Annotated in this window: 29 protein-coding genes; 16 read left to right on the forward strand and 13 right to left on the reverse strand. The window is 45.2% G+C overall.

Annotation, left to right across the window (positions count from 1 at the left end):
• Positions 1–128 precede the first annotated feature (128 nt).
• Positions 129–1,382 carry a uracil-xanthine permease family protein gene (locus R8N47_RS03425; RefSeq protein ID WP_005389855.1) on the reverse strand — a complete coding sequence of 418 codons (1,254 nt, stop codon included), beginning with the start codon at positions 1,380–1,382 and terminating at the stop codon, positions 129–131.
• Between the two features lie 365 nt (positions 1,383–1,747).
• On the opposite strand from R8N47_RS03425, the gene R8N47_RS03430 reads away from it, so the two are divergent.
• Positions 1,748–2,956 (forward strand): DUF2066 domain-containing protein, encoded by a 1,209-nt coding sequence (locus R8N47_RS03430; RefSeq protein WP_064354235.1) that lies wholly within the window; start codon positions 1,748–1,750, stop codon positions 2,954–2,956.
• A 140-nt stretch (positions 2,957–3,096) separates the two neighbouring features.
• Here R8N47_RS03430 and R8N47_RS03435 read toward each other — a convergent pair whose 3' ends face one another.
• Genes R8N47_RS03435 through R8N47_RS03450 form a run of 4 tightly spaced genes read right to left on the reverse strand, consistent with a single transcriptional unit; the run spans position 3,097 to position 5,948 of the window.
• Positions 3,097–3,537: a DUF2069 domain-containing protein gene (locus R8N47_RS03435; RefSeq protein WP_005380407.1), complete on the reverse strand. Its 441-nt coding sequence runs from the start codon at positions 3,535–3,537 to the stop codon at positions 3,097–3,099.
• 22 nt (positions 3,538–3,559) lie between these two features.
• The gene (gene wrbA / locus R8N47_RS03440; RefSeq protein ID WP_064354234.1) at positions 3,560–4,129 is read right to left on the reverse strand and encodes an NAD(P)H:quinone oxidoreductase; all 570 of its coding nucleotides are present in this window, start codon (positions 4,127–4,129) and stop codon (positions 3,560–3,562) included.
• Positions 4,130–4,480, reverse strand: coding sequence for an arsenate reductase (glutaredoxin) (gene arsC / locus R8N47_RS03445; protein ID WP_005380410.1), 351 nt, complete (start codon positions 4,478–4,480; stop codon positions 4,130–4,132). It lies immediately after the preceding gene.
• A 16-nt stretch (positions 4,481–4,496) separates the two neighbouring features.
• Entirely contained in the window at positions 4,497–5,948 is a 1,452-nt protein-coding gene (locus R8N47_RS03450) for a tetratricopeptide repeat protein (protein WP_005394337.1), read from the reverse strand.
• A gap of 257 nt (positions 5,949–6,205) precedes the next feature.
• Between R8N47_RS03450 and R8N47_RS03455 the strand changes: the two genes are divergently transcribed.
• Positions 6,206–6,442 (forward strand): sulfurtransferase TusA family protein, encoded by a 237-nt coding sequence (locus tag R8N47_RS03455; protein WP_005380414.1) that lies wholly within the window; start codon positions 6,206–6,208, stop codon positions 6,440–6,442.
• 1 nt (position 6,443) lies between these two features.
• Positions 6,444–7,517 (forward strand): AI-2E family transporter, encoded by a 1,074-nt coding sequence (locus R8N47_RS03460; protein WP_005389843.1) that lies wholly within the window; start codon positions 6,444–6,446, stop codon positions 7,515–7,517.
• Between the two features lie 77 nt (positions 7,518–7,594).
• On the opposite strand, the gene bcp is transcribed toward R8N47_RS03460, so the two are convergent.
• Both bcp and R8N47_RS03470 read right to left on the reverse strand, forming a co-directional pair.
• Positions 7,595–8,065 (reverse strand): thioredoxin-dependent thiol peroxidase, encoded by a 471-nt coding sequence (gene bcp / locus R8N47_RS03465; protein ID WP_005380418.1) that lies wholly within the window; start codon positions 8,063–8,065, stop codon positions 7,595–7,597.
• Positions 8,066–8,081: 16 nt separating this feature from the next.
• Entirely contained in the window at positions 8,082–8,624 is a 543-nt protein-coding gene (locus R8N47_RS03470) for a glycine cleavage system protein R (RefSeq protein ID WP_005380420.1), read from the reverse strand.
• Between the two features lie 476 nt (positions 8,625–9,100).
• On the opposite strand from R8N47_RS03470, the gene dapA reads away from it, so the two are divergent.
• Both dapA and bamC read left to right on the forward strand, forming a co-directional pair.
• Positions 9,101–9,979 (forward strand): 4-hydroxy-tetrahydrodipicolinate synthase, encoded by an 879-nt coding sequence (gene dapA, locus R8N47_RS03475; RefSeq protein ID WP_064354233.1) that lies wholly within the window; start codon positions 9,101–9,103, stop codon positions 9,977–9,979.
• 66 nt (positions 9,980–10,045) lie between these two features.
• Entirely contained in the window at positions 10,046–11,065 is a 1,020-nt protein-coding gene (bamC, locus tag R8N47_RS03480; protein ID WP_005380424.1) for an outer membrane protein assembly factor BamC, read from the forward strand.
• A 106-nt stretch (positions 11,066–11,171) separates the two neighbouring features.
• Here the strand turns inward: bamC and R8N47_RS03485 are convergent, their stop codons facing one another.
• From R8N47_RS03485 to R8N47_RS03500, 4 genes are read right to left on the reverse strand one after another with little or no spacing between them, the layout of a single operon-like run.
• Positions 11,172–11,375: a DUF2897 family protein gene (locus R8N47_RS03485; RefSeq protein WP_005380425.1), complete on the reverse strand. Its 204-nt coding sequence runs from the start codon at positions 11,373–11,375 to the stop codon at positions 11,172–11,174.
• On the reverse strand, positions 11,372–12,070 hold the full coding sequence (locus tag R8N47_RS03490) for a M15 family metallopeptidase (RefSeq protein ID WP_053306708.1): 699 nt from the start codon (positions 12,068–12,070) through the stop codon (positions 11,372–11,374). The genes R8N47_RS03485 and R8N47_RS03490 overlap by 4 nt, the downstream gene beginning before the upstream one ends.
• Before the next feature lie 14 nt (positions 12,071–12,084).
• A complete protein-coding gene (dapE, locus tag R8N47_RS03495) occupies positions 12,085–13,221 on the reverse strand; it encodes a succinyl-diaminopimelate desuccinylase (protein WP_064354232.1) in 1,137 nt (378 codons plus the stop codon).
• Between the two features lie 18 nt (positions 13,222–13,239).
• Entirely contained in the window at positions 13,240–13,590 is a 351-nt protein-coding gene (locus R8N47_RS03500; protein WP_005380431.1) for an ArsC family reductase, read from the reverse strand.
• A gap of 291 nt (positions 13,591–13,881) precedes the next feature.
• Here R8N47_RS03500 and R8N47_RS03505 point away from each other — a divergent pair, with 291 nt between their 5' ends.
• Positions 13,882–14,169: a winged helix-turn-helix domain-containing protein gene (locus R8N47_RS03505; protein WP_005380433.1), complete on the forward strand. Its 288-nt coding sequence runs from the start codon at positions 13,882–13,884 to the stop codon at positions 14,167–14,169.
• 34 nt (positions 14,170–14,203) lie between these two features.
• Here the strand turns inward: R8N47_RS03505 and R8N47_RS03510 are convergent, their stop codons facing one another.
• Positions 14,204–14,536, reverse strand: coding sequence for a DUF4156 domain-containing protein (locus R8N47_RS03510; RefSeq protein WP_005380435.1), 333 nt, complete (start codon positions 14,534–14,536; stop codon positions 14,204–14,206).
• A gap of 3 nt (positions 14,537–14,539) precedes the next feature.
• Complete coding sequence (locus tag R8N47_RS03515) at positions 14,540–14,893, reverse strand: DUF2956 domain-containing protein (protein ID WP_064354231.1); 354 nt, start codon at positions 14,891–14,893, stop codon at positions 14,540–14,542.
• A gap of 144 nt (positions 14,894–15,037) precedes the next feature.
• Here R8N47_RS03515 and R8N47_RS03520 point away from each other — a divergent pair, with 144 nt between their 5' ends.
• The 10 genes from R8N47_RS03520 (at position 15,038) to R8N47_RS03565 (ending at position 25,599) form a co-directional block, all read left to right on the forward strand.
• On the forward strand, positions 15,038–15,523 hold the full coding sequence (locus tag R8N47_RS03520; RefSeq protein ID WP_025768263.1) for a DUF2919 domain-containing protein: 486 nt from the start codon (positions 15,038–15,040) through the stop codon (positions 15,521–15,523).
• A 46-nt stretch (positions 15,524–15,569) separates the two neighbouring features.
• Positions 15,570–16,472 carry a Dyp-type peroxidase gene (locus R8N47_RS03525; protein WP_005387715.1) on the forward strand — a complete coding sequence of 301 codons (903 nt, stop codon included), beginning with the start codon at positions 15,570–15,572 and terminating at the stop codon, positions 16,470–16,472.
• 142 nt (positions 16,473–16,614) lie between these two features.
• Positions 16,615–17,754 carry a flagellin gene (locus tag R8N47_RS03530; protein ID WP_064354230.1) on the forward strand — a complete coding sequence of 380 codons (1,140 nt, stop codon included), beginning with the start codon at positions 16,615–16,617 and terminating at the stop codon, positions 17,752–17,754.
• A 263-nt stretch (positions 17,755–18,017) separates the two neighbouring features.
• Positions 18,018–19,151 (forward strand): flagellin, encoded by a 1,134-nt coding sequence (locus R8N47_RS03535; RefSeq protein WP_005382039.1) that lies wholly within the window; start codon positions 18,018–18,020, stop codon positions 19,149–19,151.
• Between the two features lie 288 nt (positions 19,152–19,439).
• Complete coding sequence (locus R8N47_RS03540) at positions 19,440–20,570, forward strand: flagellin (RefSeq protein ID WP_005380449.1); 1,131 nt, start codon at positions 19,440–19,442, stop codon at positions 20,568–20,570.
• Positions 20,571–20,662: 92 nt separating this feature from the next.
• Entirely contained in the window at positions 20,663–21,097 is a 435-nt protein-coding gene (flaG, locus tag R8N47_RS03545) for a flagellar protein FlaG (RefSeq protein ID WP_005384493.1), read from the forward strand.
• Between the two features lie 21 nt (positions 21,098–21,118).
• Positions 21,119–23,113 carry a flagellar filament capping protein FliD gene (fliD, locus tag R8N47_RS03550; protein ID WP_054866624.1) on the forward strand — a complete coding sequence of 665 codons (1,995 nt, stop codon included), beginning with the start codon at positions 21,119–21,121 and terminating at the stop codon, positions 23,111–23,113.
• 3 nt (positions 23,114–23,116) lie between these two features.
• Complete coding sequence (locus tag R8N47_RS03555) at positions 23,117–23,422, forward strand: flagellar protein FliT (protein WP_005380456.1); 306 nt, start codon at positions 23,117–23,119, stop codon at positions 23,420–23,422.
• Between the two features lie 12 nt (positions 23,423–23,434).
• Entirely contained in the window at positions 23,435–23,845 is a 411-nt protein-coding gene (gene fliS, locus R8N47_RS03560) for a flagellar export chaperone FliS (protein ID WP_005380457.1), read from the forward strand.
• Positions 23,846–24,132: 287 nt separating this feature from the next.
• Positions 24,133–25,599: a sigma-54 dependent transcriptional regulator gene (locus tag R8N47_RS03565; protein WP_005384490.1), complete on the forward strand. Its 1,467-nt coding sequence runs from the start codon at positions 24,133–24,135 to the stop codon at positions 25,597–25,599.
• Positions 25,600–25,634: the final 35 nt, after the last annotated feature.

The following is a 25,634-nucleotide window of genomic DNA, read 5'->3' on the forward strand; positions in this document are numbered from 1 at the left end:
CTTTAAAATACAAAACGCCCGATGAAGTACATCGAGCGTTTTAGTTAAAAAGTGTCAACCCATATCAGGACGGGTCATACAAGAGGAGAAAAGTAAGACACGCCACCTAATAAAGCGGCGCAGACGTACTATTTCGCGCTTTCTTCTTCCATTTGTGCGTTATCTACAACGTGGTTTTCACCTAAATCGTTTGGTAGCACAAGGTTAAGAATAATTGCCACGATACCGCATAGACTCACACCTTGTAGACTGAACTCACCAATACCGAAGGCCATACCACCAATGCCAAACACAAGGGTTACGGCAACAATCACTAGATTACGAGACTTATGTAAATCAACGTTATTCTTGATCAGTGTGTTGAGGCCTACCGTTGCGATAGAGCCGAACAGCAGAATCATGATACCGCCCATGACAGGTACTGGAATCGTTTGAAGAACCGCACCTAGCTTACCTACCAATGCAAGTACGATTGCGGTGATTGCTGCCCAAGTCATGATCACAGGGTTAAATGCTTTGGTTAGCATTACCGCTCCTGTTACTTCACTGTAAGTGGTGTTTGGTGGAGCACCCACCATCGAAGCTGCGATAGTTGCCACCCCGTCACCTGCGATTGTGCGATGAAGGCCTGGTTTTTTCAGGTAGTTTTTACCTGTAACGTTTGAGATAGCAAGCATGTCACCTACGTGCTCAACCGCAGGTGCGATAGCGACAGGAATCATGAACAAAATTGCGTTGATATTGAACTCTGGCGCGGTGAAGTTTGGCATGGCTAGCCAAGCCGCTTGTTCTACGGGAGTGAAATCAACCACCCCGTAGAATAGAGAAACAGAGTAACCAGCAAGAATACCACCAACAATAGGAACGAGCTTCAAAAAGCCTTTTGCAAAAACGCTGAGTACAATGGTTGTGAGCAGTGAGACCGCCGAGATAATGATCGCAGCATCACCATTAACTAGCTGTGCAGCTCCATCACCAGTTTTACCTACCGCCATGTTCACTGCTGTTGGGGCAAGGCCAAGGCCGATAACCATGATCACAGGGCCAACGACAACGGGCGGGAGAATTTTATGGATAAATCCAACACCACGCACTTTGATCATCGCCCCTAGAGCCACATAAACTAAGCCAGCTGCCATCAAGCCGCCCATCGTTGCACCGATACCCCAAGTTTGGATACCGAACATAATAGGAGCAATAAACGCAAAAGAAGAGGCAAGGAAGATGGGAACAGAACGTTTAGTCATTAATTGGAAGAGGAGGGTACCGACACCGGCACCAAAGAGGGCTACGTTTGGATCAAGGCCAGTTAGGAGCGGCACAAGCACCAAAGCACCAAAAGCGACAAAGAGCATTTGAGCGCCTTGTAACGCGTTTTTCATAATAATTCCCTATTTTCAAGATACGCAGACAAATCCGGCGAATACTATCATCCTGCAATCGTTTGCAATGTTGCATAGATCAAACTTTCGATTGAATTTTTCCCATAAATAGCACTTTTGAGAGTTGCTTGCTTGCAAATTGTCCTCTTTTACGTGTCTTGCGTGAAGATGAAAAATGGACAGCCTAACTTGTTGAGATAGCTTAATAAGCAATGAGTTTATTATAAAAAATAGCACTGAAGTGCTGGTTGAGGCCCGAGTTAACAAAGCTGGTCATAATACAGACAATTTACTCAGTACTTGCCTTGCTCAAGATTTGATAGTTGCTTATTATTCGGGTTCTTGTTCAGAGGATTATAAAAACTATGCGCTATTTAGCTCTCTTACTGATAGGTTGGTTGTCCCTACCAGTATATGCATTAACTCAGGTGGATATCTATCGTGCCGAAGTGGTTATCGACAGTGAGCAGAACGACGGTGAGTCTTTGGCTCGTCAACAAGGTATGCAGGATGTGATTGTTCGAGCGACCGGTTCTCAATCCTCTTTAAGCAATCCAGTGATTAAAAAGGCACTTAGCTCAAGTGCGCGTTACATTTCTCAACTAAGCTATGGGCAGGTTGATGGAAAAGCGAGCTTAAAAATGTTGTTTAACAACGACCAAATCAGCTCTCTTTTAACACAAGCACAATTGCCATCTTGGTCGCCAAATCGTGCCAATATTTTAGTTTGGATGGTTGAAGAACAGGGTTACGATCGTAACATTGCGTGGGAACATTCTGAATCTTCAAATGTTGCAGCACTTCGTAGCGCAGCGAAATTAAGAGGCCTACCAATCACTATCCCGGTTGGGGATTTTGATGATGTAACCGGTGTTAATGTCTCTGATCTTTGGGGCGGCTTTATTGAGCCAATTGGTCAAGCCAGCCAGCGCTACCCAGCTGACGCCGTTTTGGTTGTACGGGCTCAAGGTGAACAAATTCGTTGGACACTCTACGACCAGTCGCCAACGAGAATTGTAGAAGCGCAACGTTCTCCGCGTAGCGGGTCTGTATCAGGTGCTAATGCTATTGCAGAAATGGTGGATGGCATCGCAGACTACTATGCAAGTAAGAGTGCAGTTGTGGTTTCAGGAAAGTCTTCAAAAGCGCTAGCAGTGAAAGTCCTTAATGTAACCTCTGCCACGGACTTCTTCCGTTTAGAGAATGCGTTAAAACAACTTAATTCGGTTGCGGGTACAGAGATTAAGCGTGTTCAAGGGGACGAGTTAACGCTCAACATCCACCTTTTGGCATCACAACAAGCTTTTGAGAAAGAAGCTTCTTCTATTTCTCAATTAATGGTTTTTGAAGATCCTTTAGGTGAAGTTGATGCCCCAGCTTCAACTCAAGAAGAAGAGCCATTGGTTCAGAGTAATGAAGCAAAAGACGCCGCGACGCCAAAAGAAGCGCAGCCTGAAGTACCAGTAAATGTTGTGGCAGAAGCAAGTGACGAAACACAACCAACTCAGCCGATGATTGTGGAGCCTGTCCGAGAACAGTATGACTTGATCTACGAGTGGCGCTCGGCATCGTAATCTCCTTGGTAGCGTTCCAGGCGTGAAACGCAAGGATCAAACACCAATGTGGTAAGCATAAAAAAGAGTCGCAATAGCGACTCTTTTTGTTTTCTAAATTCGTATTCGAACCAATGATCAGTGATTGACTGCGATTGGCGTTATTTATTGAATTTCGCTTTTTCTTCTTTTTCTACTTGAGAGAGGCGTTTCAACTTAAGGCCTAGCTCTTTGCCTCTCGCTCTAGCAAACAAAATATTGCCAGCGAAACCGAGTGAAGTCAGTATCAGTTCCACTGCCGCAAGCCAGCGTTCACCCCCATCCACATAGAGGATGGTCAGCGCATGCAAGAAATACAGCATAAGAACAAAGTTAGCCCAAGCATGAGTGTAAGGCTTACCAGCTAAAATACCAGGCAACGGAAGTAGTAGCGGAATACACCAAGCAATAGCAAGTGTTGTGCTGCTGAGGTGAGGGTGAGGGGATAACGCAAGCTGCCAAATAGCGACCCAGGCTAATAAGGCTAAGTTGCCAAATAAAGCCAGGTAACGATAGGTTTTAGCCTGTGTACCGAGTGGTGTTTGGTCTAAAGAGTCAGACATCGATTAACTATCCTTGATTTTACTAACAGACTTTTAGTTTTAACGCTGCAGTTGCCAGCCTTTTGCCTAATTGTTGTGCCAGGCGATTCTCTTCACTGCTTAGGGTTGCCTCATGGCCTACACTGCTGGCGCCATACGGAGTGCCTCCGGACTGCGTAGTGTGTAACTCTGGCTCGGAATAAGGAATGCCCAAAACCATCATCCCATGATGCAATAAAGGGGTCATCATGCTTTGTAACGTTGTTTCTTGACCACCATGCATTGAGGACGAAGAGGTAAAGACACAAGCAGGCTTATCGATTAAGTCACCACTGACCCATAAAGATGTAGTCTGATCCCAGAAGTGCTTTAAAGGCGCAGCCATGTTGCCAAACCAGACGGGACTGCCAAACGCTAGACCGTCGCACGTTTTTAGTTCCTCTAGAGTAACAATTGGATCAGAAGGGGAGTGTGAGTGAGGTGACAGTTCTTCAACTGTACGCAAAATTGCATGGCATTGAGGAGTCGATTCGACTCCTCTTGCTATTTGTCTTGCCAGTTGTTTTGTCGAGCCATGACGGCTGAAATACAAAATAAGGATCTGGCAATCCATTTATAAAATATCCAACACTTGCTCTGGTGGGCGACCAATTTTTGCTTTGCCGTTAGCAACGACTACCGGACGCTCAAACAACTTTGGATTTTTCGCCATTGCTTCGAATAATTGCTCATCGCTGACGGAGTCTTCGCCTAAGCCAAGCTCTTTATATTCACTTTCTTTAGTGCGCATCATTTCACGTACAGATGAAAAGCCAAGCTGGGCGTACAGCGCTTTTAGTTCATCCACGTTAAGTGGTGTGTCTAGGTATTTGACGACTTCCGGTGTAACACCATTTTGCTCAAGCAGTTCAAGTGTTTGACGGCTCTTTGAGCAACGAGGGTTGTGATAAATCACGACTGACATGGTTTTCTCCATTTCGTTATTGTAATGCCATGAATCGATCTCTTTGGATCATGAGTTGGTCGATACGGGCATCGTATCGCGCTTGCTCTAAGCTGCCCAACTTGGCCATTTTACTTGCTTCACTATAATATTGAATCGCTTTATTCCAATTTGCTCGCAATGCCAAAATTTCCGCTCGAGCAGCCAACTCTTCATCGCTACGCCCCAGCGCGTGGTAGCTCTTCGATATTAGGTGCCAGCCATTTGTATCTTCAGGATAGTCATGAGTGTATCTTTGAAGAACTCGCGTGGCTTGATCGTTTTTATTGTCCTCAAGTAGCGCATTGGCGTAGTTAATGGTCAATACTTTATTTTGAGGGTTACGAGATAACGCTTTGCGGAGCATCTCGGTTGCTTTTTCTGGCTGCTTCTTCTCGATGTATAAATCCGTCATAGCGTCCAAGTAAAACGGGTTACTTGGGTCTTGTTCCAGTAACTTTTTCAAAATTGGTTCCGCTTGAGATAAGCGTTTATTGTCTAAATGCACGAGTGCTCGACCATAATCAAAAGCAGGTGTAATGTCCGCAGAGGCTTTCTTTTGGGTTCTCTCAAACCAGCTCAGGGCGGCTTGTCCATCAATGCCAGCGTAACGAGCCACAATGCGCGCGCGAGCTAGATGATAGTCTATTGAAGGGACAACACGCATTGGAGGATAGGTTCTTGCTCGCGCACGGCTATCGGTAATTCGATCTTCAGGCAGAGGGTGAGTCAGGAGCATTGGTGGCGGTTTACTCGCATAACGATACTCATCAGCAAGACGGCCAAAAAACCTTGGCATTGCTTGAACATCAAAACCGGCTTTTGCTAGTGTCGAAATACCAAAGCGATCCGCTTCTTTTTCGTTTGCACGAGTGTAGTTGATTTGACTTTGCATGTTGCCCGCGGTTGCTGCTGTAATTGCAGCCATCCCCGCTTCGGGTGAGGCAATTGAAAGCAGTAGTGCCCCCGCAAGTGCGGCTAATGTGGCCGGAGAGCGGCGTGCTTGTTCTTCCATACTCCGAGCAAGATGACGTTGTGTGACGTGCGCTATCTCGTGAGCGACAACAGAGGCCAGCTCACTTTCTGAACGAGCATGAAGAAACAACCCAGAATGCAGCGCTACATAGCCACCAAAAAACGCGAACGCGTTGATATTACGGTCGCGAATCATAAAGAAGTGGAACGGCGTTTTTACATCATTCGCATTGGCCACTAATTTGTGCCCAAGAGAGTCAATATATTCATTGATGACAGGGTCATTAACGATAGGTTTACTGGCTCTGAGCATACGCATATAGGCGTCGCCATAAATCAACTCTTGGTCTATTGAAAGCGTGCCACCAGCAGCTGTGCCAATGTCTGGCAAGTCAATGCTATTGGCATAAGTTGTCGGCGAACTGATGGCAGCAGCAAGACATAAGCAAACTAGCGAGCGAGTGCGTTTTAACATACGTTTAAAAGGTTCTCCAAAATACATAAGCATGTGGTTACAGGTCGAGAGCCCATTAACAGCGCCACATACGTTTTGGTTATCCGTGAGGATATAAGCTAACAGTAAGACCGGAAATAAATGAATTGGTTTCGTAAATTATTTTATATCCGAGCTATTTCAGCATGTGGTTAAATCATGTCAGAAGTGCTAGCACCAGCTCAAAAAGCCGTTACAATACAACCCTATCATAAGTGCAGAGCAATACAATGGAATCCATGTTACTTGATTTGCGTGAGCAACGTTGTCCTATGGCACTGTTACTTGCAAAGCGTCATGCTGCTGAGGTCTTTCAAGGAGAAGCAAAGCAGTATCATCAACTTGTCATTCAAGTGGTGGACAACAGCTCTAAACGAGACATTGTGAACTATCTTAGTGCCCAAGGGTACTCGGTTGATTGCCAATCTACATCAGAGCACTACACATTGACTGTCTTCAATAAGGAATCCGCATAAGATGTTTGAAATGGTTAGTCGTTGGTATAAACGACGTTTCTCTGACCCTCACGCAGTAAGTCTCGTCGCGATCTTGCTGTTTGGCTTTATCACCATTTACTTCTTTGGACACTTGATTGCGCCATTACTTGTCGCGATCGTTTTGGCTTATCTACTTGAATGGCCAGTTGTCAAAATGTGTCGTATGGGCGTGCCGCGCACTTTGTCGGTTATTATCGTGATCTTGGTCTTTGTCGGGTTAATGTTAATTGCGTTGTTTGGCTTGGTTCCGACGATTTGGACTCAGGTCGGTAATCTAATTAACGATATTCCGAACATGTACAACGGGCTACAAAAGTTTATTGTCACATTGCCAGAGCGCCATCCTGAACTAGCCAATTTAGAAATAGTAGAAACCGTGGTGACGAACGCCAAAAACCAAGCACTGGGGCTGGGTGAAAGTGTCGTCAAAGGGTCGCTTGCTTCATTAGTTAGCATTGCAACGCTAGCGGTATATTTGATCTTAGTGCCACTCCTTATCTTCTTTTTGCTTAAAGACAAAGAAGAAATGCTGCGAATCGCAAGCGGTATTCTGCCGAAAAACCGTAAATTGGCGAATAAAGTTTGGCATGAAATGAACGAGCAGATATCAAATTACATTCGCGGTAAAGTGTTAGAGATTTTAATCGTGGGCGGTGTGAGCTACGTAACTTTTGCCCTTTTAGATCTTCGTTACTCGGCGTTGCTTGCCGTAGCCGTTGGTCTATCGGTTTTGATTCCTTATATCGGTGCGGCGGCTGTTACTGTACCTGTTGCTATCGTTGGTTTGTTCCAATGGGGTTTAACGCCTCCGTTTTATTGGTTGTTGCTTGCTTACGGTATTATCCAGGCGCTGGATGGTAATGTGTTGGTTCCTGTTCTGTTTTCCGAGGCAGTAAACTTACACCCAGTTGCTATCATTGTGGCTGTATTAGTCTTTGGTGGGCTCTGGGGCTTTTGGGGGGTGTTCTTCGCCATTCCTTTAGCGACATTAGTCAAAGCCGTATGGCATGCATTACCAAGCACGGAAGAAAACGAACCTGTCGAACAAGAGTAGTTGTTACCAAAGGTACGATGGTTAAAAGAAAGCCCAGCAGTTTGCTGGGCTTTTTGTTTGTAGAAAAACAATAGCGTTTAAGCGTTTTCGTTTAAGTAGTTTAATACGACTTCGTGGTGATCTTTGGTTTTGAACTTGTTGAACACATGTTCGATCACGCCTTCTTCATTGATCAGAAAGCTAATGCGGTGAAGACCGTCGTATACTTTGCCCATGAATTTCTTTTCGCCCCAAACGCCGAACTGGTCTGCAACGGCATGATCTTCATCTGAAAGCAGAGTGAAGTTTAAATCATCGCGCTCGATGAACTTGCCTAGGCGCTTTACAGGGTCGATGCTTACGCCGAGTACCACCACGTTATGTGCATCGAGTTCAGCTTTGATGTCACGAAGGCCTTTTGCTTGTGTAGTACAACCCGGCGTCATCGCCTTAGGGTAAAAGTAGAAAAGTACTTTCTTGCCTTTAAAGTCTTCAAGAGAAACGGTATTTCCGTCTTGGTCGAGCAAAGAGAAGGCTGGCGCTGGCGAGCCTGCTGTCAGCGTATTCATTTTGATTTCCTTTACTTTATAGTGTGTTTTTAATGAAATTCAGAGAACCTTGTACGTTGAGCGACTTACAAAGTTCATCGAAGTCTTCTTGTAACTGCATCAAATTAAAATCCGCGCTTACAGATGCAGTAATCGCAATGTGAAACTGGTCAGAATCGAGTTGAATTTTCGACTTGCTGATGGTTTGCGCGCTAAGAGAGTCTAAACCAATCTGCTGATCAGCGAAGAACTTAGTAAATTTTTCAGTTAACCCAGGGCGGTCTTCAGACTCAATAAACACTTCCATGGTGTAGCTGTTATCGAGCAGTTCGTGCGCCGCTGTGCGTTTCATGATCGTAATAAGGTCATGTTCTTGGCCAAGCAGGGGCAATTGCGTTTCAACTCGAGTCACGCTGCTGGCGTTCCCAGTCAGGAGCATGATCAGCGTAAATTCGCTGCCAAAGATAGCGATACGGCTATCGACTATGTTACAACCAGCTTGAGTAACGAGCTGTACGACTTGGTTACAAATGCCTGGACGGTCCGTTCCAACTGCTGTAAGTACCAGATGTTGCTTCATAAATGAGCTTCTTGTCCTTTCTTCAATAGAGAGATGTTAGCACAGATATTGCGAAGAAATATCGAGCCAGTTCTTTTTTAGTCCATAAAAAAGCAGTCGGAGCTTGAGGGGAGTGGTGGGAAATAAACAGTAAATGCAGGCTATAGGATAAACAAAACGTTTGCATGATGTGCTTGCCTATTGTCTGGCCGTTTTATTCACTTAGATCTGACTTGGCTAACAAGACCAAAGAGTATATTTTCCTTGCTTGTGCTCTTCAGTATTTTCCAAATCACTGATAGATTCTAAAGTCACTCGAAAGCCCAACACGATTATCAATATTGCCGTTAATCAAACCAAATAGAGCAATTAAGTTGCTAGACCTCTAACAACTGATAATTATTCATTCATTTGTACTTTGTAAGCGAGTTTACGCTCTTGTGTTTTTCAATCGCATTACAGTACCATGCAGAAAGAGTTAAATGAGGGAGATAAACATGTTTTCAGGAAGTATCGTAGCGCTGATTACGCCATTCAAAGCAGATGGCGAAGTAGACTTTGACGGTCTGCAAAAGCTAGTAGAGTACCACGTTGAAGCGGGTACAGACGGTATTGTGGCAGTAGGCACAACAGGTGAGTCAGCGACACTGACCATTGAAGAGCATGTGAAGGTCGTTAATAAAACTGTTGAGTTTGCCGACGGTCGCATCCCTGTGATTGCTGGCACGGGTGCAAATGCAACCCATGAGGCAGTAACATTTAGCAAATTACTGGCTGATTCTGGTATTGCTGGCTTCCTGAGTGTGACACCGTATTACAACAAACCAACTCAAGAGGGTTTGTTTTTACATTACAAGGCAATTGCCGAAGCGAGTGATGTGCCTCTAATTTTGTACAACGTACCAGGCCGTACTGCTGTTGATATGCAGCCAGAAACAGTGGCACGCTTGTCAAAGCTTGATAATATCGTGGCTCTAAAAGATGCAACGGGCGATTTGGAACGAATTGCAATTCATCGTGAACTTTGTGGCGAAGATTTTATCTTACTAAGTGGCGATGATGCGACAGGGCTGGATTTTGTGAAACTTGGCGGCAATGGTGTTATCTCGGTAACGAACAATATTGCAGCTAAAGACATGGCAGACATGTTCCATTTGGCAAATGAAGGTAAGTACGAAGAAGCAGAAGCGATTAACCAACGCTTGATGACTCTACACAAAAACCTTTTCATCGAAGCAAGCCCTATCCCAGTAAAATGGGCAGCGCAAAAGCTTGGTTTGATTGAAGAAGGTGGTTTGCGTCTTCCTTTAACTACGCTTTCTGAAAAATCGCAGCCGATCGTCGGGCAGGCGCTAACAGACGCCCATATTTATTAAGATTGAGTTACTAGGATTGAAGTTCATACTGGGGGCCAAAGCGCCCTCGGTGTTTTAGGAGTATAGATGAAGCTTTCAAGCCAGTTAGTGTTAAGTTCATTAGCTGTATTCGTATTGACTGCCTGTTCAGGTGGTGCCAATCAACGTCGTCAAGCAAAAGATGACTTCGAGTATTTGAACTCCCCCAATTTGGGTGAGTGGAATGTCCCACAGGGTGCACAGCCTCAGTTTTACCCTAACTACGAGATCCCTCAGGGTAACTACGCTGGTGGTGTCGGTAAAGATGTCGACATTCGTCCACCTCAACAAGTCCTAGAGCTTATTCCCGGTGCACGTCTAGACCGCAGTAGTGATGGTGAAGTGACACTTTGGCTACTTCGTAAAGATGAACTAGATAAAGTTTGGCAAACGGTGCAAAACATGGTCGCGGCTAACGAGATTCCAGTTGAAAGCCAAACAGACTCTCGCATCGAGACAGGATGGGTGACTTGGGATTCGCCAGATGAAGAGCTAGAAATTGGCAGCCGATATGAAATCGTACGCGCTGAAGCAAATGGTCGACACGGCTTTAAGGTGAGCCTTATTGACTGGCGTGAAGGCAATCAAGTGAAAGAAGTAACGGCGACCAACCGTGAGCGCTACAATGTGTTCATGACGAACTTGGTCACCGCTCGCTACGATCAAGAAGTGCGTGAAGAAGCACAGCGTAAAGCGCAAGAGTTGGTTAAACAGATCCCAATCACAATGGGTAAAGACCGCAGCGGACTTCCTGTGATTATCGCGCGTGCGCAATACAACATGCTTTGGCAACGTCTGCCTAATATTCTACCTAAGATGGGCTTTAAGATTGAAGAGCGTAGCCAGTCTCAGGGCACAATCACTGCGAAATATGCATCTCCGGATGATGAATTCTGGAACGATATCGGCGTTAAACCAGTGGAGTTAGCCGCTGGTAAGTACACATTCTTACTTGGTGATTTAGGCAACCGTACGTCTATCAATATCACCGACTCCTCTGGCAAGCCAGTAGAAGAAGAGTTTTTGAAATCACTAGCGCCTGTATTGGCTGCAACAGTGAAGCAGTAAACAAAGCGAGCTTAACGCGGCGTGTTTACTTAATGATAGAAAAGGGACCTAGTGGTCCCTTTTTTGATGTTTAGATTAAATGTGTCGAGATGAAGCTGGTGAGTAACTAACGAGGCTCGTTTTTGTTTTTATCTTCTTCAGCGTAGCGCTGTTTATCCAATGTGTTCAGCTTATCTAAATCGTTCTTACGGCTTTTATCCATCTGACCAAACTTCATTTTTGCGGTATATTTGAGTGCGGCAATATTACCAATGACCACGCTCAACACTACAATAATAATGACCCAAGGATTGGTTAGTATTTCTATCATAGAGCCTCCGGCGGCGTGATATTGTGAATAAATTTGGCAACGACGTTATCCAAATTATTCAGTATGACGTCAATCCCTGCAATGTTGTCGGTCTGATTTTGTTTAATCAACTGGCTTCTGAGTACATCAAGCGTCAACTGCTCGAGGCATTGCTGCCCGACAGCGCGGTGACTAATGTGCCAAGGCTCAATCGAAACGCCACCTAAATCGTGCTGATAAGGAAAGAAGAAACCGAACCGACCAAGGTTGGCTTTTAACCATTGGTAGAACGCCTGCTGGTGGCCTTCGAGATACTCCCAAGGTTCCAACTTGAGTTTTGTGTCAGCAGGCAATAAATTGCGCGCATAGACATCAAAATCACAACCCCAATGATGACGACTTCCTCCGGGCAATGCCGACCAGCGCAAAATGGCCATCAATTTCTCTTCGTCATTTAACTCTGCTTTATTCAAAGGGCGGGAGTTGATGTCGAGAATTGGCAACTCACCAGAAAACTTCCCGTTCCAGATGGCTTTTTGGCGATTAAAGTCACGAAAACCACTGGCGATTTCCATTTTGAAACCTGCTTCTGTTGCCGCTTCAATCATCTTTAGCAGATCGTCAGCCACTTCAGGGTGGAGTAGAAACGCTTTTTGCCCCACTAGTGTGGATTGAAGATGAGAATCAGTGATTCCGGTGAGTTGCTCTGGTGTCATTGTGTTCTCGCTGATTACTTCGCCAATAGGTGTTTCAACGTGTTTTCGTACATGTCCGTCAACTTTTCAAGATCGTCGACTTTCACACACTCGTTCACTTTATGAATCGTAGCGTTAACAGGACCTAACTCTACGACTTGACCTCCCATTTGAGCAATAAAACGACCATCAGAAGTACCGCCAGTTGTAAGTAGCGCTGGCTTCGTATCATTGACTTCGGCCACAGCAGCTACAACCGCGTCTAGCAGTGCGCCCGTATCGGTCAGGAATGGGTCACCGTTGAATGTCCATTTTAGGTCGTAGTCCAGCTCATGCTTGTCCAATGTTTCGGTAACACGCTGAACAATTGCGTCATTGTTAAGCTCAGTACTAAAACGTAGGTTGAACTGAACATGGAACTCGCCAGGAATAACGTTAGACGCACCAGTGCCAGCCGATACATTCGGGATCTGGAAACTGGTCGGTGGGAAGTAATCATTCCCTTTGTCCCATTCCGTCGTCGCGAGTTCATGAATCGCGAGTAGAGACTCGTGCACTGGATTGCTGGCTAGGTGAGGGTAGGCCACGTGGCCTTGTGTTCCTTTTACCGTTAAATCACCAGTGATGGATCCACGGCGTCCATTTTTCACTACATCGCCAACCACGTCGGTGCTGGATGGTTCACCAACAATACACATATCGATGTTCTCACCACGTTCCATCAACGTTTCTACAACGCGAACGGTACCATTGATAAATGGCCCTTCTTCATCTGACGTAATCAAAAAGCCAATTGAGCCTTTGTGGTCTGGGTTTTCTTCAATGAAGCGTTCGACAGCAACGACCATAGCAGCTAGCGACCCTTTCATGTCAGCTGCGCCGCGGCCATGCAAGTAACCATCAATAATGGTCGGTTCAAACGGATGTGTATTCCAGTGTTCCAATTTGCCAGCTGGTACCACATCGGTGTGGCCAGCAAACGCAAATAGCGGCGCTTCTGAACCACGTCGAGCCCAGAAGTTCGTGGTGTCTTCAAATACCATCACTTCAATTTCAAACCCGAGTGCTTTTAAGCGCTCGATCATCAAATCCTGACAACCTGCGTCTTCCGGCGTTACGGACTGTCTACTGATCAGATCTTTAGCAAGTGCCAATACTGGACTGTCTGTCATCCTTGAGTATTCCTTTATTTAAGAGTTGAAAATGCTAGCGTATTGATCAGCTTTAAAACCGATATGAAGTTGATCATTCACTTTTAAAATTGGGCGTTTAATCATCGCAGGGTTTTCTACCAAAAGAGCGATGGCGTTTTCCTCGTTAAGTGTGTCTTTCTGCTCTTGCGCTAATTGGCGGTAGGTTGTGCCACGTTTATTGAGCACCTGTTCCCAACCTAAAGCGCGACAAAATTCACTTACCATTTCTGCATCAATGCCTTGCTTACGGTAGTCATGGAAGTCGTAAGCAATATCCTCGGCTTCTAACCATTTCTTGGCTTTTTTGATCGTATCGCAGTTGGGAATACCAAACATGGTAATCGACATAGTCTTTCCTTTTTCTTTGTTCTATTTTTCACTGGCGCGGTTAAGACGCACTTAAGTGATTTGGGCTGTTAAAGCATCCTATCAAGAAGCAATCAAACTGACAAAATGCGGTGGAAAATATTTTCAGATAGATTGAGATAACTAATGTCACATAACTTATTTACGATGAATGCGCTATAAATCGAATAAAAATTCGTCTAAATCAAATGGAAAAGTCGAGTTATTGATCAAACGCAACACCTCGCTGAGCAAAAACGAAATAATGAATCAGCACAATTTTAGGAGGTGTCAATGGAATTGAGTCCTGTTTTTGCAAGGCGGCTATATTTGGCCTTGTTGGTGGAAAACCTAGAAAGGCCGAATGTGCCAAAGTTGATCGAAAAAACGGGGTGGCCTCGTCGTACTATTCAAGATGTACTCAAGGCGTTACCTGGGATCGGCATTGAACTCATATTCGTTCAAGATGGCCGACGTCATAATGACGGCTATTATCAACTTTCAGATTGGGGGCCTTTTGATAGCCAATGGGTTCTAGAGCGGGAGAGAGATATCGCTAGCAGTCTTGGATTTCGTGCATAAGCCAGCAATTGCTGGCTTTTTTCATATTCAGGCCTCATCCATTGCAGCGGTAGGCGGAACCCAGTACGCTAAATGAAGTGATAAAATCTTGTGGGGAAACCATAAAAACGGTGTCCGCATCGATAGCCGCTGCATTGTTTTTTAAATCGTTCATCGCGCCTTGCATCATCGCGTCATTAGTCATGAAAATGTAGTTATACCAATGGCCTTCACTTCCGGTGACTTCGCCTTTGTATTCGCATCGCTCAGGGTCGAATTGCGCGTCAATGCGAATATGAACATCTTGACTTTGAGCATGAGTAAGGTGAGAAGGCATCGTGCAACCCGTTAGAAGCACGACAAAAAGTCCAAGTAACAGGCGTTTCATTAGCTATTTCCCCAATACTATGTAAGCAGCAAAGCCAATCCAGCTCAGAACAAGTAGTGTCCAAGGCAGTTTGCTTGATGAATGGTTTGGCGCATCGTCGGTGATATTGTCTTGTTCGATAATCTCTTCATGCTGACGTTGTTTTTCACGTTGCTGTTTTTTCTTCGCTTTATCGGCTTGGCGGTTGCGCTCTTTTTGTTGTTTCTTATATTGCGCGATGCCTTTTTCGATACCTTGAGCGATAAGCTTGGTTTGCTCTTTGGTTTGCCCCGGTTTCTGCGTGGATTTGGCAATTCTTATCGCTTCGGCTTGAGTTTCTTGAGAAGGCACAGGGGTGGCAGGAGTTCTTTTTTTCATGTTTCTCATCAACGTCGCTGTAAATCTTTGTTTAGTTTACCTGTGTAAGGTGCTGAAATGAACTTCAGTTCTCATCTTTGTTGGCTTGCAACTCTGAAACGATAGGTTAAAGTGACGTTTTTATCACATAAAGAAGAAGATGTTGTGCGCTATTCGTTTGACCAATATGACGCCCATGGATTTTTAAAGGCGCCGATCATTTTATGGGTGGGATGGATGTTTCTTGTGCGTTCATGGGTGGTGTTTGCCATGGCTGGTGTAAGTCGTGATAGTGGCAGTAAGCTACTCGCTATTGTTTACCCAGATTCAAGTACGTTGTATTTAGGTTTGGCGATGGGCATTCCAAGTTTGCTTCTTATGTGGTTAATGGGGCTTCGTCATCCCGACAGAGGATGGGTAAACAGAATTACTCGCTATGGTCGCGAGATCACTTTGATCTTGTGCGGTATTCAACTTGCTCAGACCATGTATCATGTGTACCTAGAACATGGAGTGTTTAATTGGGCAAACGCCCTTACCATTACCTTATTAGCTTGGTTTATGATCTATCTTCTAAATGGAAGATGGGTAAAAGACTGTTTTCATGTGCCACAATTGGCGCACGATGAACAGCAGCATTCAAAGAATTAAAAACAATAACTTCCCACTCTGGGGCAAAGTAATAGAGGAAACCTCAATGTCACAAGCTCAAACGGCGATCGTGCCAGAAGCCGGGCCATTTGCACTGTACACTCAACTCAAAGTGAACCAAAACCGTGAAAACGTATTAGAAAAACTGAAAGCACTGCCAAAGTTGGTGGAAGAGTTAAACATTACCCAGCCGGGTGCAGCGCTGACGCTTTCTATCGCATTCACAAAATCGTTTTGGGAACACCTTAATGTAGACGCGCCAGAAGAGCTTATTGATTTTACTCAACTTGGCGAAGGTGACATCGTTGCTCCAGCAACAGACGTAGATGTACTGATTCACTGTCACTCGACTCGTCACGACTTGCATTTTTACGTGTTGCGTAAGTTCCTAGAAGAGACGGCACAAGATGTCACCATTGTGGACGAAACATATGGGTACCGTTACCTTGATGCTCGTGATATGACAGACTTTATTGATGGGACAGAAAACCCGAAAGGGGAGGCTCGCGCTGATGTGGCTCTAGTAAAAGAGGGCCCATTTGCTGGAGGCAGTTATGTTATGGCTCAGCGCTTTGAACATAACCTTGCCGCTTGGAATCGATTGAATGTCAAAGCGCAAGAAAAAGTGATTGGTCGTACCAAGCCAGACTCTATCGAGCTAGAAGACGTTCCTGCTGCATCACACGTTGGTCGCGTTGATATCAAAGAAGAAGGTAAAGGTTTGAAGATTGTTCGCCACAGCTTACCATACGGGACGGTGACAGGGCCTCATGGCCTGCTGTTTATTTCTTACTGCAATACACTTCATAACATTAAAGTGATGCTAGAAAGTATGTACGGCGTGACAGATGGTAAAACAGACCAAATGCTTCGTTTCACAACAGCGGTAACTGGTGCGTACTTCTTCGCGCCTTCGCAAGAAATGCTCGCAGAGCTAGCCATCAAGTAAGTTCTCAGACTTTATTTCTTAAGCCCTCCAATGGAGGGCTTTTGTTTTCTATTTCTATTCCAATCTCTTTTCAAAAAACACTAAACTTTTCTGTTACTTGGTCGATAAGTACTCAAAGCCTTAATTTTAGGACTCTTTATTCGTGGCGATCACCGTTAATACCTATGTAGCAGCACTTGTCGCACAGCGTCATTTGACCAGTGCAACGGATATGCTGAACCAATCCATGGAGCGTTTGTCTTCAGGGAAGCGTATTAATAGCGCAAAGGATGACGCTGCGGGTCTGCAAATCTCCAACCGCTTGCAATCACAAATGCGTGGTTTGGATGTCGCGGTACGTAACGCGAATGACGGCATTTCCATCATGCAAACTGCGGAAGGCGCGATGAATGAGGTGACCAATATCATGCAACGTATGCGTGATTTGTCGCTACAGTCAGCTAACGGTTCAAACAGCAAAGCGGAGCGCAATGCACTGCAAGAAGAAGTTTCTGCTTTAAATGATGAGTTAAGTCGTATTGCAGAAACGACCTCCTTTGGCGGACGTAAATTGCTGAATGGCACATTCGGTACATCGTCTTTTCAAATCGGAGCAACGGCTGGTGAAGCGGTACAAATTGGCCTGCGGACCATGCAGCCGGAATCTTTAGGTAGCTTTTCAATGAGCTCATATCAAAGAGTCAGTTCAGATTGGACGGTTCAAAACGGAAATAATGAAATTGTTATCAGCTACCGTGATAACAATTTTGAAGAGCAGGAGATCCGTATTGAAGCTAAAGCTGGCGACGATATAGAAGAACTCGCGACTTACATTAATGGGCAAACCGATAAAGTGAAAGCGTCTGTTAATGAAGAGGGGCAACTGCAGTTACTCATGTCCCACAAGGACGCCATAAAATACCCTGGACCAACCTTCAGTGGTGGCCTGGCTGATGAGTTAGAACTTGGCAAGTATGTCACCGTAAATAGAACGGTAGATAGTATTGATATTAGCACGGTCGGTGGCGCTCAGATGGCGGTCGGCATTTTAGATGATGCTTTGAAAACGGTAGATGGCAGTCGTGCGGAGTTAGGCGCGTATCAAAACCGCTTTAATCACGCGATCAATAATCTCGATAACATCCACGAAAACTTAGCTGCTTCCAACAGTCGTATCCAAGACACTGACTACGCGAAAGAAACCACGCAAATGGTGAAGCAGCAGATTTTGCAGCAGGTCAGTACTTCTATTCTTGCACAAGCAAAACAAGCGCCCAACCTAGCATTAACTTTACTTGGCTGATGAACGGCCTTGCCCGAATTTAACGTAAAACCTGCCTGTATCGACAATTCGAAAAGAAGCTTTAGCGAAAAATGAAAGTTTTTTTGCTTTTTTATCCGCTTTGTCACGATTACCCCTCCAAACGAATTATTTTCAAAAAAATCCAAAATTTTCTCTAAAGAAAACAGGGCATGCGCCGTTAATAAAAGTAACTTTGAGAGAACTACTTGGTTTTCCGAGACGTCGGAAACCGCTACACCGGAAAATCAATTGGAGAAATCACCATGGCAGTGAATGTAAACACTAACGTATCAGCGATGACCGCTCAGCGTTACCTAAACAACGCAAACTCAGCTCAACAAACTTCTATGGAGCGTTTGTCTTCAGGTTTTAAAATCAACAGCGCAAAAGATGACGCTGCGGGTCTACAAATCTCGAACCGTTTGAACGTACAAAGCCGTGGTTTGGATGTAGCGGTTCGCAACGCGAACGACGGTATCTCGATTGCACAAACTGCTGAAGGTGCAATGAACGAGACCACTAACATTCTTCAACGTATGCGTGACTTGTCTCTGCAATCAGCAAACGGTTCAAACTCGAAAGCAGAACGTGTTGCGATTCAAGAAGAAGTGACCGCTCTCAACGACGAACTAAACCGCATCGCAGAAACCACTTCTTTCGGTGGTAACAAGCTGCTAAACGGTACCCACGGCGCGAAATCGTTCCAAATCGGTGCGGATAACGGCGAAGCGGTAATGCTTGAGCTAAAAGACATGCGCTCAGACAACAAAATGATGGGCGGTGTAAGCTACCAAGCAGAAAGCGGTAAAGGTAAAGATTGGAACGTTGCCCAAGGCAAGAATGACCTAAAAATCAACCTAACGGACAGCTACGGCCAAGAGCAAGAAATCAACATCAGCGCAAAAGCGGGTGATGATATTGAAGAGCTTGCGACTTACATTAACGGCCAAACTGACCTAGTGAAAGCGTCAGTAGACCAAGACGGTAAACTGCAAATCTTCGCTGGCAACAACAAAGTTGAGGGCGAGGTCGAGTTTTCAGGTGGTCTATCTGGTGAACTAGGTTTGGGCGAAGGCAAAAAGGTAACGGTAGATACTATCGACGTAACCTCAGTTGGTGGCGCACAAGAATCTGTTGCTATCATCGATGCGGCACTGAAATACGTAGACAGCCACCGCGCAGAGCTGGGTGCATTCCAGAACCGTTTCAACCACGCAATCAGCAACTTGGACAACATTAACGAGAACGTGAATGCGTCGAAGAGCCGTATCAAAGATACAGATTTCGCGAAAGAAACGACGGCAATGACCAAATCACAAATTCTATCGCAAGCGTCAAGCTCAATCCTTGCGCAAGCGAAACAAGCGCCAAACTCAGCGCTAAGTCTGCTAGGTTAATTTCAAACCTAAGACGAGAACCTCATTGGCTCGTGGTGAGAGATGAGCGAGTAAACCCAGCTTCGGCTGGGTTTTTTTCTGTCTTTTGGGCCCCCAGGATTTCTGCGAATCACGACATTAGAGCTTCATCACATTTCAGTAAGCCAAAGAAAATAATCGCAAAAAATTGAAAATTTCTTCTAAAGGATATTCATCGGTCGCCGTTAAAGGGACTGAGAGAAATGAGATGTACCTAAGTGAGGTGAGAGACACGACGGTACATTCACTAAAGCCTTAAGGAGATCAATTATGGCGATTAACGTTAATACTAACGTTTCTGCGATGACTGCACAGCGTTACCTAAACCAGGCAGCTGACGGTCAACAAAAATCAATGGAGCGTTTGTCTTCGGGTTATAAAATCAATAGCGCGAAAGACGATGCTGCAGGTCTACAGATTTCAAACCGCTTGAATGCACAAAGCCGTGGCCTAGACATGGCAGTGAAAAACGCAAACGACGGTATTTCTATTGCACAGGTTGCTGAAGGTGCAATGAATGAATCTACCAACATCCTACAACGTATGCGTGATCTTTCGCTTCAATCGGCGAACGGCTCTAACTCAAAAGCAGAACGTGTAGCGATCCAAGAAGAAGTAACAGCGCTAAACGACGAGCTAAACCGTATTGCTGAAACTACCTCTTTCGGTGGTAACAAGCTTCTAAACGGTACTTACGGTACTCAGTCTTTCCAAATCGGGGCGGACTCAGGTGAAGCAGTGATGCTGTCTATGGGTAACCTACGCTCAGACACTTCAGCAATGGGTGGTAAGAGCTACGCAGCAGAAGAGGGTAAAGACGCATCTTGGACTGTTGGTGAGAAAACAGAGTTCAAAATGAGCTACACCAACAAGCAGGGTGAAGAGAAAGAGCTATCAATCAGCGCTAAGCAAGGCGATGATATTGAACAGCTAGCGACATACATCAACGGTCAAAACGATGATGTAAAAGCCTCTGTTGGCGAAGATGGCAAACTACAAGTATTTGCTTCTTCTCAAAAAGTTGAAGGTGATGTTGAGTTTTCTGGCAACCTAGCAGATGAGATCGGCTTTGGTGGTCCGAAAGACGTAACAGTGAAAGACATCGACGTAACCACAGTAGCTGGCTCTCAAGAAGCAGTAGCGGTTATCGACGGCGCTCTTAAGTCCGTAGACAGCCAACGAGCTTCACTCGGTGCTTTCCAAAACCGCTTCAACCACGCAATCAGCAACCTAGACAACATTAACGAGAACGTTAACGCGTCTAAAAGCCGTATTAAAGATACTGATTACGCGAAGGAAACCACTGCGATGACTAAGTCGCAAATTCTTCAGCAAGCAAGTACTTCAATCCTGGCTCAAGCGAAGCAGTCTCCATCTGCAGCGCTAAGCTTGTTGGGCTAAGTGGTAAACCCAGCCTGAGGTCAACACCTTAGTGCTGGGGCACCAAAGCGATAGATTCTATCGTTAGCCCATAAGGTGGAAGGGAGATTGTAATGGATATATCCTCCTACGCATCGAACATCCAGCCTTACGGCACGCCAAATGGCACAAAGTTTGCAAATAAAAATGGCAATGATATAGGCACGTCTAGCCCAGCAAATTCAAATGGTGAGATTTCGCCGCAAAAAGCGAAAAACACCGAATACGACTTCTCTGTTCAAGCTGCGATCGAGATGGCTGAAAGCCGTCAAGAACTGAACAAAGAAGAACGTGAAAAATTGGTCGCACAAATGAATGAATTTGTAACGTCCATAAACAAAGGAGTCGCATTTCGAGTGGATGAAGAATCCGGACGAGATGTGGTGACGATTTATGAAGCCAATACCGGTGACGTGATTCGTCAAATTCCTGATGAAGAAATGCTAGTGGTATTGCGTCGCCTAGCTGAGCACACAGCCAACAGCGGGTTGTTGACTGAAAAAGTGTAAGTCGTTTTTAGAGGTGATTTGATGAGTTTAGGCCCTTTGGGGATGTCTGGCGGCATGGATATTAATTCCATGGTCAGCAAAATTGTGGATGCCGAACGCGTACCAAAGCAGCAACGCATCGACAACGAACGCACGACAATTAATGCCAGTATCAGTGCTTACGGGCGACTCAGAGAATCATTGGATACGATGAAAAATCTCATGGCGAACTTTCGTCAGGAGAAAGCATTTGCCGTTCGCACTGTCGAAACGACCAATGACAATATCGTATCTGCCACGGCAACCACAGATGCTATCGCTGGCAAATATGCTATCGATGTGTTGCAGCTTGCTCAGAGCCACAAAGTCGCTTCTGACGTATTGCCAGAAGACGCAAAATTTGGCCCTGGTAAGCTGCAGATTTCGCTTGGTGATGAGCGTTTTAATATCGATGTTCGTTCCCGATCTAAGCTCATCGATGTCGTACGCGGCATCAATGGCGCTAAAGATAACCCTGGCGTTCGTGCATCTCTTATTAACGACGTCGAAGGTCCACGCCTTATCCTTGCTTCTAACCTCTCTGGTAAGGATCATCAAATCAGAGTCAGTGTGGAGGCAGAAAAAGGCAACCCTCTTAAATATTTCGAATACCAAACACTTGAAGACCGCGTCAACGCGCTTGAAGAAGCTCGTTCAGCGGCGGAAGATGTCTTAGGTCCTCTTAAATTTCCGGAACAACCAGCAGAAGAGCTGGATGCAAACGGCAATCCTCTACCTCCAGAAGAGCAAAAAGCGGCAGACGATGTACAAGATGATGCATCGCAAGCGCCAATCTCTGCGGCGGGTGCAGAAGCAGCCAAAGCTGGTCAAGAAGCCATTGATGAAGCCAACCGACGCGCGAGTTTACGCCCTGAAGACAGAATTCCAGGGTGGACAGAAACTGCGTCAGGTACTTTGTTGGACTCTTATGAAGAACCAGAGCTCGAACTCGACGAAAAGGCAATAGAGAAGGCACCAGATGTTCCAGGCTGGAATAATGCCGCATCGGGCACCCTAACCGATTCTTACGTTACGACGAAAGAGGCTAAGCAGCTTCTTGAGCAAGAAAAAGCGGAAATCGAGCAAAAAATTGCGAGTGAAAAGCAAGCGTTAGACGAAAAAGTGGCACGTGGTGAACTTTCCGAAGCGCAAGCTAAGCAAATTCATCGCGCTAAACTTGATCCTCAAGAACGTGAGCGTCTGGAAAAAATTGATGAAGCAGAAGCGAAAATCGCAAAGGCACAATCTGCTTTTGAAGAATACCTTGGGATGACAGAAGTACAAGCAGGGCAAGATTCAGAAGTTCTGCTTGATGGAGTGGCAAAGCTATCTAGCCACAACAATGTGATTGAAGATGCGATCGAAGGTGTTGATTTAACGCTAAAAGGCAAATCAGAACCGAATAAACCGCCTGCTGAAATTGGTGTCGAGTACGGCCGTCAAAGTGTACGCAACGATATCGAAAACTTTGTGGCAGCGTATAACTCGTTTTATCAAACCTCCCAAGCGTTGGCGAGTGTGGATCCGGTAACTGGTCAAAAAGGGCCGTTGTCAGGTGACAGCACCGTACGCAGTGCAGATTCACGATTAAAATCGGTCTTTTCTACTCGAATCGATAAGGCGCCTGAAAACCTAAAGTCCTTAACAGAATTTGGCATTACGACCACACGTCAAGGCACCCTAGAAATCAACTATGACATGCTAGATCGCCAGTTGAACAATAACTTCAACGAGTTAGAAAAGTTCTTCGGTGGCAACACAGGTTTTGCTAAACGAGTAGAAGATGCGATTCACGGTATCACAGGTATTACAGGCAGTATTCGTACTCGAGAAAAAAGTCTCACAGAACAAAACTACCGTTTGAGTGACGATCAAGCGGCATTAGATCGCCGCATGGAAAGCCTAGAGAAGCGTACTCATGCGAAGTTTACCGCGATGCAAGATGCAACCGGTAAAATGCAAGGCCAGTTAGGCGCTTTGATGAGTGCGTTGGGTTAATAAATGCAAAAAGAACTCATGGAAATTAGTGATATAGATCAACTAATTACGCAAGAATTAGAAAAAATTGATTTTAATGCTGAAGAAATTCTTCGCTTGGTCGATATCAGGGAACGGTTATTGCAAAACCTGTTACCAATTATTCATCAAAATCCTTTGGTTAAGCAGGATGCAGAGTGGCAAGCGTTGCTAACTCGTACCAAAAGAATTGTCGAGCTGATGCAATCGGAAACGTCAAAGGTCGGAAAAGAGCTCCATAAGTTTCGTTATGGCCAGCGTTCACTTCAGCAGTACAAAAAATTTATTTAAAAGAGGATTACTATGCGCGGTTCTTTGCAAGCATACAAAAAGGTATCAGTCGACAGCCAGCTTAGCGCGGCTTCTCCGCACAAAGTCATTCAAATGCTTATGGCTGGTGCGATTGAGCGCCTTATTCAAGGTAAAGCAGCCATGCAAGCAGGCAATATTCCAGCAAAAGGTGAGCGCTTGGGTAAAGCGTTAGACATCATTATCGCGCTACGCAGCTGTCTATCTATGGATGACGGTGGTGATATTGCTTCAAACTTAGATTCACTGTATGAGTTTATGATCACGCAAATTTCTGCTGCTAACCATCAAAATGAGCCTCAGCTGATCGACGACGTTATCGACATTATCCGTGAGATCAAGTCCGCTTGGGACCAAATCCCAACAGAGTTTCATAATCTTACCGCTGCTGAAGTTGGTATTTAATAGTCAAAACAATGCGTTAAGATACTAGACGAATATATTTGTCAATTGCGCAACGAGTTGTGTAGCAAAGTTTCTATCAAGCTCACACCTCTCCATTGCTTGGTTGCCTTATTTTTATATTCAAATAAAATAGAAGCCATTAGTAGCCCTAATGGCTTTTTTGTTGCTGATTTTCCTATTTTGTCTATCGTAAATTGAGTGTGGTGGTTCTGCCTTCTTTAGCACCCAATTGCGCAAATCAAGGTTTGGCCGCAACGCACCTAAAATAAAGGCAATCATTCTTACTTATGCATGGTTTGGCAAAGCTGCTTGTAATTGATGATGACGCATCAAGTCGTTTAAATTTAAGCAATATATTGGAATTTGTTGGAGAAAATTGCGAAGCGGTCAGTTCTGATCAGCTCAGCGATGTTGATTGGTCTAGCGTATGGTCGTGCTGTATTGTTGGTAATATTCCAGCAGGTCAAGCGGCGAGTACGGTTATCTCTCATTTAAACAGCGCTTACCACATCCCTCTTCTAGTCATGGGCCGTTTTCCTTTGCCTGTTGATGATCTTCCAAATTTTGTTGGTGAACTAGAGCTGCCGCTTAATTACCCACAGCTTAGTGAAGCGTTACGCCACTGCAAAGATTTTCTGGGGCGAAAAGGAGTGAATGTTGTTGCTAGTGCACGCAAAAACACGCTTTTTCGCAGCTTAGTTGGTCAAAGTAGAGGTATTCAAGAAGTTCGACACCTGATCGAGCAAGTATCAAACACGGAAGCAAACGTGTTGATCTTAGGTGAGTCCGGTACAGGTAAAGAAGTTGTTGCGCGTAACATCCACTATCACTCTTCATACCGCGATGGCGCATTTGTACCTATTAACTGCGGTGCAATACCGCCTGAGCTCCTAGAAAGCGAATTATTTGGTCACGAAAAAGGCGCGTTTACTGGTGCGTTAACTGCCCGTAAAGGTCGATTTGAGCTCGCAGACGGTGGCACGATCTTTCTTGATGAGATTGGCGATATGCCAATGTCGATGCAAGTAAAGTTGCTTCGTGTATTGCAAGAACGCTGCTTTGAACGTGTAGGTGGCAATAGTACCATCAAGGTAAATGTTCGAGTTGTGGCGGCGACACACCGTAATCTAGAAAATATGATTGAAGAAGGCACGTTCCGAGAAGACTTGTTCTATCGTCTGAACGTGTTTCCGATTGAGATGCCAGCGCTGAAAGAGCGCAAACAAGATATACCATTGCTGCTGCAAGAACTGATGACACGTTTAGAGGCGGAGGGCGGACAACCTATCTGTTTTACACCTCGTGCAATCAACTCACTGATGGAGCATAACTGGCCGGGCAACGTACGCGAGTTGGCTAATCTTGTTGAGCGAATGATTATTCTGTATCCAAATAGCTTAGTGGATGTAAACCATCTACCAACCAAATATCGCTACAGTGACATCCCAGAGTTCCAACCAGAGAGCAATCCATTTGTTTCGGTGGAAGAGCAAGAGCGTGATGTATTCCAAGATATCTTCTCTGAAGATTTTAGCTTTGAAGATCAAGACGACCTTGATCACAGCATGAACGCCCCGCAAGCGCTGCCACCGGAAGGGGTTAATTTGAAAGAGCTGCTGGCTGATTTAGAAGTTAATATGATCAGCCAAGCATTAGAAGCGCAGGGTGGCGTTGTAGCAAGAGCGGCCGACATGCTGGGTATGCGACGTACTACGCTGGTGGAAAAAATGCGTAAGTACAACTTACAGCGCTAGGTAAAGTGAAGTTTTAAGACGATATCTGAATTATC

The organism is Vibrio sp. 2132-1, assembly GCF_033344315.1.